At 56.4% G+C, this 11787-nt stretch carries 7 protein-coding genes; 4 read left to right on the forward strand and 3 right to left on the reverse strand.

The annotated features are described in order from the left end of the window. Positions 1–248 precede the first annotated feature (248 nt). Together ACN6KF_RS33950 and ACN6KF_RS33955 are read right to left on the reverse strand one after the other, a co-directional pair. The gene (locus ACN6KF_RS33950; RefSeq protein WP_434961268.1) at positions 249–3767 is read right to left on the reverse strand and encodes an autotransporter outer membrane beta-barrel domain-containing protein; all 3519 of its coding nucleotides are present in this window, start codon (positions 3765–3767) and stop codon (positions 249–251) included. A 181-nt stretch (positions 3768–3948) separates the two neighbouring features. Next, on the reverse strand, positions 3949–4695 hold the full coding sequence (locus ACN6KF_RS33955; protein WP_434961269.1) for a response regulator transcription factor: 747 nt from the start codon (positions 4693–4695) through the stop codon (positions 3949–3951). Between ACN6KF_RS33955 and ACN6KF_RS33960 the strand changes: the two genes are divergently transcribed. Next, positions 4681–6759, forward strand: a complete 2079-nt coding sequence (locus ACN6KF_RS33960) for a sensor histidine kinase (protein ID WP_434961270.1) — start codon at positions 4681–4683, stop codon at positions 6757–6759. The two genes, ACN6KF_RS33955 and ACN6KF_RS33960, sit on opposite strands and share 15 nt — an antisense overlap. 9 nt (positions 6760–6768) lie before the next feature. Here ACN6KF_RS33960 and ACN6KF_RS33965 read toward each other — a convergent pair whose 3' ends face one another. Further along, positions 6769–7185 (reverse strand): hypothetical protein, encoded by a 417-nt coding sequence (locus ACN6KF_RS33965; RefSeq protein ID WP_434961271.1) that lies wholly within the window; start codon positions 7183–7185, stop codon positions 6769–6771. Between the two features lie 457 nt (positions 7186–7642). Here ACN6KF_RS33965 and ACN6KF_RS33970 point away from each other — a divergent pair, with 457 nt between their 5' ends. From ACN6KF_RS33970 to ACN6KF_RS33980, 3 genes are all read left to right on the forward strand, one after another. Next, positions 7643–8416 (forward strand): SDR family oxidoreductase, encoded by a 774-nt coding sequence (locus tag ACN6KF_RS33970; protein WP_149252703.1) that lies wholly within the window; start codon positions 7643–7645, stop codon positions 8414–8416. A gap of 165 nt (positions 8417–8581) precedes the next feature. Further along, positions 8582–9781 carry a low temperature requirement protein A gene (locus tag ACN6KF_RS33975; protein WP_434961272.1) on the forward strand — a complete coding sequence of 400 codons (1200 nt, stop codon included), beginning with the start codon at positions 8582–8584 and terminating at the stop codon, positions 9779–9781. Between the two features lie 710 nt (positions 9782–10491). Beyond that, positions 10492–11376 carry a hypothetical protein gene (locus tag ACN6KF_RS33980; protein ID WP_434961273.1) on the forward strand — a complete coding sequence of 295 codons (885 nt, stop codon included), beginning with the start codon at positions 10492–10494 and terminating at the stop codon, positions 11374–11376. Positions 11377–11787: the final 411 nt, after the last annotated feature.

The following is an 11787-nucleotide window of genomic DNA, read 5'->3' on the forward strand; positions in this document are numbered from 1 at the left end:
GGGAAATTGCTTATTGCGCCCGGCTACCACAAGGAGCGAAAAATATCGTTAGATATAGCGGCGATCACGAAACCGAAGATCCACGTAGATTCAAGACTATAGAGGACATGCGAAGGCAGAGAAGCATTTATTCGAACGTCTTCTCCGCACTAAATTTCGTTTCGATAGATTGCAGGCGGTTCTCATTCTCTGTCGCCGCCTTGAAGGCGGCGACAGAAGTGCTGGTAAGTATGGGCAGGTCTTTCGACTTACCACTTGTAGCGGAAGCCGACCGTTCCCTTGGCGCTATAGTTGTCGCCCGAGGCGAGGGCGTGGCCGTAGCTGGCCTCGGCATAAAGGCTGGACTTGTCGTTCCAGGCATAGGTCGCGCCCGTCCCGATTTCACCCCACAGCCGCTTGTCCTGCTGTTCGACGGTGGCGCCGGCGATCTTGACCGAGGTGTCGCCCATGAACTCATAGCTCAGATTGGCGATGCCGTAGAACTGCAGGCGGCGGGTCTCGCCATCCTCGCCCTTCCAGCTGGCCAGGTTCTCAACCCGCACACCCACACGTCCGAGCACGCTGTCACCATCGCCGATGCTTACCCGGTTGCCCAGCGTATCGGTGAAGGAGGAGAAGTCCACATGGGTCCAGGACAGTTGGGCCTGCGGCACCACGGACCAGCCCGATCCCACATCGAAGCGCTTGCCGACCTCGAGGCTCAGCGCGCTCGCCCAGCCCTGGCTGCTGCCGTTCTTGTTGGACAGATTGGTATCATACCAGGTGAACTGGCCGATCGCATCGGCATAGAGCCCATCATTGCCCAGCCAGGTCGCATTGACGCCCACGCCGTAGCCGTTGCTGGTGATCTTGCCCTTCGAGCGTGCCGCACCGGTGACGGGATCGCGCGTGGTGTCGACCTTAACCCAGGAGCGGCCCACCGTGGCATAGGCGCCCAGGGTCACTTCGCCGTTCGTCGTCTCATAAGCCGTGCCTTCATAGCCGGCCTGCAGGAAGCCGATGCCCTGGGTGTAGGAACCGCCCTTCTTCGGATCGTAGGAGGCATAAAGTCCTCCGACGCGTCCCCAGGCGCCTTGCCCGTAGATCACCGGTCCGCCGGGAGCGTATTTCATGACCTGATCCGACGGCAGGTCAGCCGCGACCTGCGATTTGCCATTGGGCCAGATCCGGCCGCCGGTGCGCTGCTGCAGCGTACCCAGCGTCGCCTGCGCGAAATGCGAGAGGGCGCCGGCATAGACCACCGAGGTCTGCGCCTCGGAATTCAGTTCATTCGTCGAACGCAGGAACCAGTCGTTCGCGCCGCTCGCGCCGCCCATATACAGGCCGTAGTCATAGGCGCCCGCCGCCACGGCCGAAGTGAGCCGGAAAGCGTTCGCGTCCGAGGTGCCGCCCACCTCGATCACTCTGATGCCGTCCGTGGTCTGCGCGCCCAGGCCGCCGACATTGTGGACCGTCAGCTTCGTGGAGCCCGTGGCATCGCCCTCGATCACCAGCTTATCGGTCTTCGAAGAGTCGCCGCCCAGCTCCGTGTCGATCTCGACCGTACCGCCATCGCCGACATAGTCACCCCTGATGATGGTGGTGTCGCCCGCCCCTTCGTCAGCCATGGTCAGCACGCCGCCATTCTTGAAGGTGCCGACATTGTTGAAGACGGTGCTGGCGGCGGTCGTGCCGTCCTTGGCGGCGATGATCGTGCCGGTATTGTTGACACCGTTGTTGGCGGTTCCCGCACCGAACTCGTTGGTGGCGCCCGCCGTATCCCAGGTGCCGGCGTTGTTGACGGTGTTGCCGGCGGCGCTGGTCAGATTCACGTTGCCGATGATCGTGCCGGTATTGGTGACCGTCGCGGGACCATTGGTAAAGATCGCCCCGTCGGTGGCGAGACCAGACTTGTTGCGGACGGTGCCGGAGTTGTTGATCTCGATCGCCTGCCCTGTGGACAAGGCATGGATACCGTGGACTCCACCCTCGGTAAGACCGGTCGTGGTGATAGTGGTCGTCCCCTTACCGTAATACTCGGTATAGATGCCGTCGTCGCCACCCGATGCATTGTTGGAGGTAATGTTCAAGTTGCCGCTATTGACACTCCCGATGACGCGGATACCGGAGACCGCGGTACCGGTCGCCGTCCCGGCCACCTTGATATCGGTTGTACCAGTGCCGGTCCCCGCGACAAGAACACCGACATTGCCGCCGGTAGCATCATTGACGTCGATGGTCATATTGTTCGCATTGGCGTTTCCGTCGACGCGAATGCCGTCCCAAGCCGTGCCGGTCAGGCTGCCAGTCGACTTGATCGTGACATCCCCAGTACCGGCGTTGTTAAGATAGATGCCCCGTAGGCCACCCACAACATCGCCGCCGCCAGCGTCAATATTCACGCCGCTTGTATTGGCGCCATTATCGACATAGATGCCGGTTTCTCTACCGGTCAGCGTTCCTGTGGCGGTGACAGCCGTCGTACCGCTGCCGCCATTCAGCGCAGTGATGGCGTTGCCACCCTCGGCATCCACGGCCTTGATGTCGATGCCCGTCGTCGAAGCACCATTGTTGACATAGATGCCCGCATATGCCGACCCCATGCCACCAGCGGCTTTTCCGGTCGAGGTTACGTTGGTCACGCCCTTGCCGGTATTGAACACCGCAATGGCGGAGAAAGGACCACTCGTATCCTTGGCGTTCACCGTTACGTCGGTGCCAGCGCTATCCACCCTGATGCCATCGATGCCGGCGCCGCTCACCGTGCCGGTCGCTGTAACGTTCACCGCTCCCGTGCCGTTGTTGACAGCATAAATGCCTCGAGCACCTCCAGCGGTTACATTATTGGCTGTGATGGTAAGGTCTGTCGTATTCGCATTCGTGTTAACCAAGATACCATTGCCAACATTGGCCGTGATGTCGCCGACATTGACCTTCGTGTACCCCGCGCCGGGACTGGCGTCGACAACGAGGTTCACACCATCTCCACCGGCAGTGGTGATGGAGCCTACTGTGATATCAGTATTACCATCGCCGCTGGAGTAGCCAGAGATACCGCTGCCGCCGCCGGCGGTGATCGTTCCGACATTGACGGTGAAGTCGTGGGTGTTCGGACCGTTGTCGAAGATGATGCCGGTGCCGATGCCGCCGTGGTCGGTGTCCGCGTTGATCGTGTTGGCGGTGACCGAAATATCGCCGGTGCCGTTGTTGCCATTCAAATTGATGCCGTGATCGCCAGCATTAACCTCATTGACATTGATCGTCAGACCCGTGGAATTGCCCCCCATGGTACCGATGATGCCATCACCGCCCCCCGCGGTGATGACGCCGTTGGAGGTAACGTTGATGGTGCCGGTATTACCCCCGGAAATAACGATGCCATTGCCGGCTCCCGTGATCGACGACTGGTTAGCGTCGTTGAAGGAGACATCGCCGGTGCCGCTGCCATTGATGGTGATAGCCGTGCCGCCAGCATTGATGCCGAAGCCCTGCTGAGTCGTCACGGCGGTTGCGCCGGGGTTATTGATAACAATTGGCGTGTCCGTACCAGGAGCTCCCGCCGCACCCGAGCACACGAAGGTCGCCGGGTCGCAACTGCCCGCAAACGCTTGATCTGGAGCCACTATCATACCGCCGATGGAAAGCGCGGCGGCGATGGCGATAGTGGACGTCACCGCCCTCAAATCGCCCAAACCGCGCCGCTCCCTCAGGGAGGAACCCGCAATAACCAACCGCCCCCTCGAAGTGGAGAAGGTCTTCTCATATCTATTGTTTGATTGATAGAACATAAATCGCTTCCGTTACTGGACGTAGTTTTGACCATATTTCCTCCCTAGATTCTTCACAATTGCAGGAAAAATCACTTCCTGACACATCATTTCACTCGCTATCGCTTTCGCAATACATTCTGGCCTCGCCGCTCTCAGACATAATTCTAAAATTTCCCTGGACAGGGGCGGAAAAACTACACTATTCAGCAAAGGTAAAGCCCAGTCCGCGAATGGCATGCAAAGGTAGAAGCATGCCGGACTTTTTCGCTCTCCGGCGCAGGCGACTGATGATGGTATCAAGGTGGGCATAGTTGAAGTCATAGACGTCCGCGCCCATGGCTTCGATGAGTGCGCTCCTTTCGACAGTGTTACCGCGCTCGCTGAACAGGCATCCCAGGAGGCGCTGCTCGGAGACGGTCAGGCGCAGGCGGTGATCCAGGCCGTCGGTGAGCGTCCACCCCCCTTCCACCAGGGCCCATTGCAGGACCTGAGGGGGAGCCGGCACCGTGCGATCCCTCTTGGCGCGACTGTGGAGTGCCGCCACCGTGGCGGCCAGTTCCCGAACGTCGATGGGCTTGACGAGATAGGCATCTGCGCCCTTCTCGAGGCCGGCAACTCGGTCGTCGATAGATCCCCTGGCCGTGGCCATGACGATCCCGACCGATTGCGATGCTCGCAAATGCGCCGCTATGGACAGGCCGTCCTCGCCCCCCAGGTTGATATCGAGGATCACGATTTCGGATGGCAGGGCAGCATAGGCCCGGTAGAGGGCCGCGGCGCTGCCAAACCCATGTACGTTCAAGCCCAATCTGGATAGCCCCGACACCATTTCATCGCGGAAATCCTCATCGTCATCAACAAGATAAACGAGAGGAGCGATCGCGACATCACCCTGCTTAGTCTCTTCTCTTGCGAACATCAGCCCCCCTCCATGTCGCAGTTCCACAGCATCCGATCCCATCTAATCGTTGCATTGTCTATCTTGTTTAGTTGTTTTGTGGTGCAAGCCTCATGGGGTCTTTCATTAAAGTCGACGGACGGCATCAAAGGTGCGGTTTCCCTGAGTGGCCATCTCGCCGTCCTCGATGATCCGAGTGGCGCACTCACCATCGAGGATATCGTTTCAGGGCAGTTCAATATTCAGTTCGTTCCCGTTCCTTCGATGCTCACTCAGGGATATCGAAAAGGTGCGATCTGGGTTCGGTTCTCCCTCTCTGCTCCGGAAGCATCCAGTCAGTGGCTGTTGCAGATCGAAAGGCCCCTGATCGAGCACGTCACTCTCTACGCCCCGAATGGAACCGGACGCCTGGCAGCCGTACCGCCCAGCCCCTTTCGCCTGGAAGCGGGAGACGGAATCGACGCGTATCCCGCAGTTTTTCGAATTGCCGCCCCCCCTGCCCCGACCGATTATTACATTCGATTGCAGTCATCGACCTCGATCACGACCTCGCTGAACATCTGGCAGAAAGCAGGATATGAAAATTATATAAAGTTTAATGATTGGATTATTGGAGTCGTAATAGGCTCAATCCTTGCGATGATATTCGCAAATTTGTTATATTATTTTTGGCTTAGAGAGAATTTGTTTATAATTTATGCTGCACTGCTTTTAGTTTCAGGACTAATTAGTGTATACCATATGGGGTATTCATCCGAGGTATTAATTTTTCTAAACTCTGAATTTATACGTATTTTTTGGGGAATTGTCGTCTGTTCGTACAGCATATTCCTGATGTTATTTTTAGAAAATCTTTTCGAATTTCGACGCCATTCACTTCTTGTGTGCCGCATTTCCCACGGCATTGTCCTTCTCAATGTCGCCGCTTTGATATTCGCTTTTGCAGGACGATATGGCGACGTTGGTTTCTTTGTCTCACGATTGCAACAGATATATCTCATCCCTGCTGCATTTTTTGTATTGTACTTACTTATCGTTCGGCGAAGTTTTCGATATATATTACCGGCATTTGCCTTTTTGAGTGTAGTACTTCTAGCATCCATCATGCAATTACAATATACCGGGTTCAATCCACTGAATATTGACAGTTCTTTGTCAAGATTTTTGGCGGTTGGTACTTTAATTCACCTCACGCTATTAAGCGCTGCTGTCGCCAAACGGGCTCAGCTTGCCGAGCGCAATCTAAGTAAGGAAAAGGATCGCGTCATTGCCATGGCGCGGTTTGCCGAACAGGAACTGACGATCAAGGTGCAAGAGAGAACCGTGGAACTTGCGGAAAGTAACGCGTCGCTCAAGGAGGAGATGGATCGGCGGCGCCTGCTTGAAATGAAACTCAGGCAGTCACTTGCTTCCGTCAATGATGCCCTGGCTCAGCAACGGGGCTTTGTTGCTCTGGTATCGCACGAATTTCGCAATCCCCTGGCGGTGATCTTGGCCGCCGCCAATAATCTGTCGTTCTCTGCCGCAGGAGACGTCGACAGTATCAGGATGCGGGCCGCCAAGATCCGGCAGGCCGTTGAGAGAATGTCGATGCTGATTGAAAACGTTCTGGCTGAAGAGCGGCTCGATACCGGGCAAGCATGGTCGTTCCCGATACTCGAGGTGTGCGATCTGAACGAGATTCTGGACACCGCCGAGGCAGGATTGGATGACACCGCGGCCACGCGTGTACGCTTTATTCGGGGCGGCGAAGCGATGGTGAAAGGCGACCCCAATTTGCTGGAAATTGCGGTATTAAACCTAATCCAGAATGCCTTGAAGTATTCGGCTGAGAGTATGATCGTGACGGTACAGCTACTGTCGGACGAAGATACTGTATTCATCGACGTTGTAGATAATGGTATTGGCGTTTCCGAAAGTGATCGCGAACGCATATTCCAAAAATACTACCGCGCGGCAGGGCAACGAATAAATGGCTCCGGCTTGGGGCTTTATATTTCAAGGGAAATTGCTCGCCAGCATGGCGGCGACCTCATACTGGCCGCCGGTGGCCGAAGCGGCTCCACATTCTGTCTCTCGCTGCCCCTCGTGAAAGGAACCTCTCGAGCGTGAGGCACCTGATCATTTCAGATCGAATCCAGAAAGTAAGAAAATCATATCTGGATTTCCTCCTCGTTGGGATTGCAATTTATCTATCCGGTCATCCATAAACACCCAAGATATTGCCCAAAGCATTTCTTTTGTCATTTCCGCGCTGTATTGAGCCGAGCGCCCCCGGCGATAGTCGAATCGATTGCGACCAACCGGAATATTCCGAGCCGATACGCCAATCCCACCGTGGAGGCTGATGACGAAAGCACTGGACTGGTGGAACTTCGATGCCTGCACCTCGAGATTGCCGAAGTGGGCGCCGGTGCGACAGGCCGCGCAATCGCGGTCTCGGAGGATCGAGTGTAACGCACTGGATTGCAGGAGGAGAAGTTGGCGGTTTTCCGTCCAGGCGGCCGGCTCGAGGTCGCTCTCCCGGAACAAACTCATGAGAACGGCATCGAACTGATCTGAGGAGCAAGGCGGAACTGCAGGGCCGCCGCCGACACCGAATTGGCACGGCTGCGTTGCAGGGTGCCGACCGGTAGGTTCTTCCCTCTTTTCCGTTCGAAAGCGGCAACTCCTTCCAACTACCGCAGTTCGCCACTTATCGCGAAAAAGCTCCAGGCTCGTCGATGATCAGTGCAGGTACAATTCCACCTTCAACATTGGGTATCTGACCTTTGCCGTGGAGTTGCATGCACCTGTAGATACAAAGTTCAGTATTGGGTGATTAAGAGACAGAAAGTGACAGGAATAATACGAGAAGAGATTGGTGTAGCCAGAACCTAATACCAGATTGGTATTGGGACATAGGCTATCATGTTCCAATGGGTAACTTTATATCGAAACTCAAGACGATAAGCTGACCTTCAGCAAAGATTCACTCGTGAAAAGGAGGTCCAGCATGGCCGATCACAGCATCAAGGGAAAAGTGGCGTTGATTGCCGGAGGCGCCAAGAATCTGGGCGGCCTTCTGGCGCGCGATCTGGCGGCGCAGGGCGCCAAGGCGGTCGCCATCCACTACAACAGCGCTGCCACCAAGGCGGCGGCCGATGAAACCGTTGCTGCCATCAACGCGGCCGGTGCCAAGGGCGTCGCCTTCCAGGGCGACCTCACCTCGGCCGGCGCGGTCGAGAAGCTGTTTGCCGACACCATCGCGGCCGTCGGCCGTCCCGACATTGCCGTCAACACCGTCGGCAAGGTGCTCAAGAAGCCCTTCGTCGAGATCAGCGAGGCCGAATATGACGAGATGACCGCGGTCAACTCGAAAACCGCCTTCTTCTTCCTCAAGGAGGCCGGCAAGCACCTCAACGACAACGGCAAGATCTGCACGCTCGTCACCTCGCTGCTCGGCGCCTTCACGCCGTTCTATGCCGCCTATGCCGGCACCAAGGCCCCGGTGGAGCACTTCACCCGCGCTGCCTCCAAGGAGTTCGGCGAGCGCGGCATCTCGGTGACCGCGATCGGCCCCGGCCCGATGGACACGTCCTTCTTCTATCCCGCTGAGGGCGCCGATGCCGTCGCCTACCACAAGAGCGCCGGCGCCCTGTCGAAATTCTCCAAGACCGGCCTCACCGACATCGAGGACATCGTGCCCTATATCCGCTTCCTCGTCTCCGACGGCTGGTGGATGACCGGCCAGACCATTCTCGTCAATGGCGGCTACACCACCAAGTAAAGCGAACCCAGCGGCGGGTCAGTGGCCCGCCGCTGCCGGGTTCGATGCCCTCAGCAGCACCAAGGCCATGCTGATCGGCAATCCCGATGTGCTTCTCGATGTCTTTCCGCCCCATGCGGGCAAGGATATCGCGAAGGCGATGAGCGTGTTTTCGTGATGGTGGCGATGAGCCCTTCCGCCGGTGAAACATTGCATCCTCTGCTGCGCCAGCGCGACGGCCAGCATGCGCGCGTGACCGCGGTGGAATTGTTCTTCGACCTCGTCTACGCCTTCGCGGTGACCCAGCTCAGCCACAAGCTGCTGGGGCATCTCGATGCGCAGGGGGTCGCCGAGACCCTGATTTTGTGGTTCGCCGTTTGGCTTGGGTGGCAATATACCTGCTGGGTGACGAACTGGTTCGACCCGGAGAGGCCAGCCATCCGCTCGCTGATCTTCGCGGTGACCTTGCTCGGCCTCGTCATGGCCGCCGCCCTTCCCGGGGCCTTCGGTGAACGCGCCTCTCTGTTTGCCGTTGCCTATGTGGCGATCCAGGTCGGCCGTACCGCCTACATCGTCTCGCGGCTGCCGGCGGATCATCCCCTGGCGCCCAATTATCGGCGCATGCTGGGCTGGTTGGCGATCGCGGCCGTCTTCTGGATCGCCGGTGCCTTCGTCTTCCCGCAATGGCGCATGACGCTGTGGCTCATCGCGATCGCCTGCGAATATCTTGCGCCGATGTTCGGTTTCCCGCTGCCCGGCCTGGGGCGTTCCTCCACGCGAGACTGGACCATCGAAGGCGGCCACCTGGCGGAGCGCTGCCAGGCCTTCGTCATCGTGGCGCTCGGCGAAGCACTGGTCTCGACCGGGGCTACCCTGTCCGACGCCCAGGACTGGGACGGGACAGTGCTGCTGGCCCTGCTCGCCGCCTTTCTCACCACTGTCGCGATGTGGTGGCTGTATTTTGGCACCTCAAGCGAGGATGCCACCCGCACCATCGAGCGATCCGACGATCCCGGCCGGATCGGCGCCTATTTCCACTACATCCACGCCATCCTGATCGCGGGAATCGTCGTCGGCGCGGTCGGCAACGATCTGGTGCTTGCCCACCCCCGCGAAGCGCCACCCTGGGCCCATGCGGTCGCCTTGATCGCCGGACCGGCCATCTATCTGTTCGGCAGCGCGATCTACAAGAAGGTGGTCTACGGCCGTGTTCCCCGCTCGCATCTGATCGGCGCCATCCTGTTGCTGGCCGTGATTGGTCTCGCACCGGTGGTGGACACGCTGTCTATGGCCTGGATGGCCTGCGTCACCTTGCTGGCGCTCGGATTTTGGGAAGGCCGATTGATACTCAAGCGACGCAACCAACGGCGTCGCGAGACAGCATAGAAGATCTTGGTTTCTTGAGCGTCTTCGATACTTAATGATTGTTGCACAAAAAGTAGACTGCACGTGAATCGGCTCGAAAAGCCCTTGCTTTCCTAGTAAATTCCCTCAACGTCAGCAAACGAGAATGTCGCGGATTGGGAAGCGCCATCGAAGTCGCTGAGCAAGGCCCGTGGAAGCGGACGACTGCGTTAGCTGCGCGGGACGGCAAGCGTAAGTCGGTTAAGGCCTTCGGCCCTTGCGGATGCGGCAAACCGCATAGCGGTTCAGGTGCGGCAGGAAGAATAAGTATAAAAATCAATATTTCCAGTAAAAAATCTCAATCAACACGAATAGTATAATATTCATTAAGTATTATATAAAAATATTCGGTGAATTCTACATAATTTTCTAATTAATACTAAAACTTAAGCTAAGCATTTCCTAATCTTGATAAAATCATAAATCTATTTATTTTAAAAAATATCTAAATTTTTTATGTAAAAATACAAAATCTGCCATCATGTGACATATACTGACATTATCTGTCATTGCAAACTGGCAAAAATATATTCAAAAAGATAGCAGCGTTGGAAGCTCCGCACAATTTGGAAACGTGCGTAAGGCATGCCCCTCACTTCTCGAATTAACATAAATGCCCACAGCAGAAGTGCAATATCTCTAATTGAGTTTGGCAGATTCATAATGTGTGTATCCACATCTTACAATAATACATGAACATTTCATCGCCAAACTACCAATCAACCATCCTGGCAGACGCCCGAACCATACGGACACATTCAGACTTCGGGGTAGCGAGAACTGTTTTTGCTCGCCGCTATGTATCTTTCCTCGAGGCGAATTTACCCCTGGTTCACATGGCGACGGATGAGATCCGTTTCATGGTCGGAGCTTACGTGCTGAGCCGCCATTTTGCCGCGTCGCCGAACGATCTGTCGGCGGGCATCACGGTGGCGGACATCCAGACCTTTTGCAGCGCGCACGGCTTGGCCGGACGCAACCGCATCAGTGCCTTGCTGATGACAATGTGTAAAGCTGGTTATCTGCGCCAAATCAAGGATGCGTGCGACAAGCGTATCAAACACTTGGAAGTGACGCGCGCTGGTATCACGATCTGCAAGCAGATAATTTCACCCTATCTGCAGGCGCTTACGCAATTGCAAGGACCCCGCGGTGCCACTCGCCACATCGACATCGACAATGCCTTTCTTGTTACGCTTGCTCGTTATTGTAGCAATTATTTCGAGCTCCACGGCACGCTGGTCGATCTCGTGCCGGAGATTCGTCCGTTTATGGCGCGTGATGCCGGCTTCGAGATCCTGCTCAAATTAGTCTCAAAGGAAATGAAAGGGGGGATTCCGAAGGATCGCACCGTTCATTTCCATTATGGCGCCGTCGCCGATTGCTTCGGCGTCTCACGCGTTCACGTGTATCGCGTGATCGAGAATGCCGCCAAAGCAGGGTATGTAACGCTGCATGGTTCGGGGGGGCGCGCGATCGAGATTCATGCAAGCTTGTTCGAACTCACCGATAACTTCATCGCCCTGCAGATGGCATTGTTACGCCAGGGCATGATCGATGCCGGCAGTAAGGCCTAACGCCCGCGAGACATGGGAGCGCGTGGAGACACAGCTGGACATCTCCAAAAGCCACTGGGCAAATCGGAAAATAGTCGATTCAACAAGCGGAGTTGGGGGGGTATTGCCGCATGTGTTTGTGAGAGGATTCCCCCGACGCGAATTGTCTAATTCAGTGCTGCAATCGACATCGCGTCGCTCGGTTTCTGAATTTTTCTCAAGCAGAGCGGCGTCAACATCCGCCGACGAAATTCCCTCCCCTGTCGAGCGCCTCTGCCAGAAGGTCGACGGGACCTTATGCGGCGAGCTTTGGATTCAGATGACTCGAACCGCAGAAGCGCGACGCAAATGATTACTATCGTGAAAACAATACTTCGAACAATTCCAAATATACCGTATAATTTCTGTAATTTTAGAAAATACCTGGAGTCA

The sequence above is a fragment of the Labrys methylaminiphilus subsp. lupini genome (assembly GCF_051161885.1).
Classification (GTDB): domain Bacteria; phylum Pseudomonadota; class Alphaproteobacteria; order Rhizobiales; family Labraceae; genus Labrys.

What these genes read in the sequence shown, in the direction of transcription:
- ACN6KF_RS33950 (WP_434961268.1), bottom strand. Translation starts at nt 3,767, where the DNA reads ATGTTCTATCAATCAAACAATAGATATGAGAAGACCTTCTCCACTTCG.
- ACN6KF_RS33960 (WP_434961270.1), top strand. Translation starts at nt 4,681, where the DNA reads ATGTCGCAGTTCCACAGCATCCGATCCCATCTAATCGTTGCATTGTCT.
- ACN6KF_RS33965 (WP_434961271.1), bottom strand. Translation starts at nt 7,185, where the DNA reads ATGAGTTTGTTCCGGGAGAGCGACCTCGAGCCGGCCGCCTGGACGGAA.
- ACN6KF_RS33970 (WP_149252703.1), top strand. Translation starts at nt 7,643, where the DNA reads ATGGCCGATCACAGCATCAAGGGAAAAGTGGCGTTGATTGCCGGAGGC.
- ACN6KF_RS33975 (WP_434961272.1), top strand. Translation starts at nt 8,582, where the DNA reads ATGAGCCCTTCCGCCGGTGAAACATTGCATCCTCTGCTGCGCCAGCGC.
- ACN6KF_RS33980 (WP_434961273.1), top strand. Translation starts at nt 10,492, where the DNA reads ATGAACATTTCATCGCCAAACTACCAATCAACCATCCTGGCAGACGCC.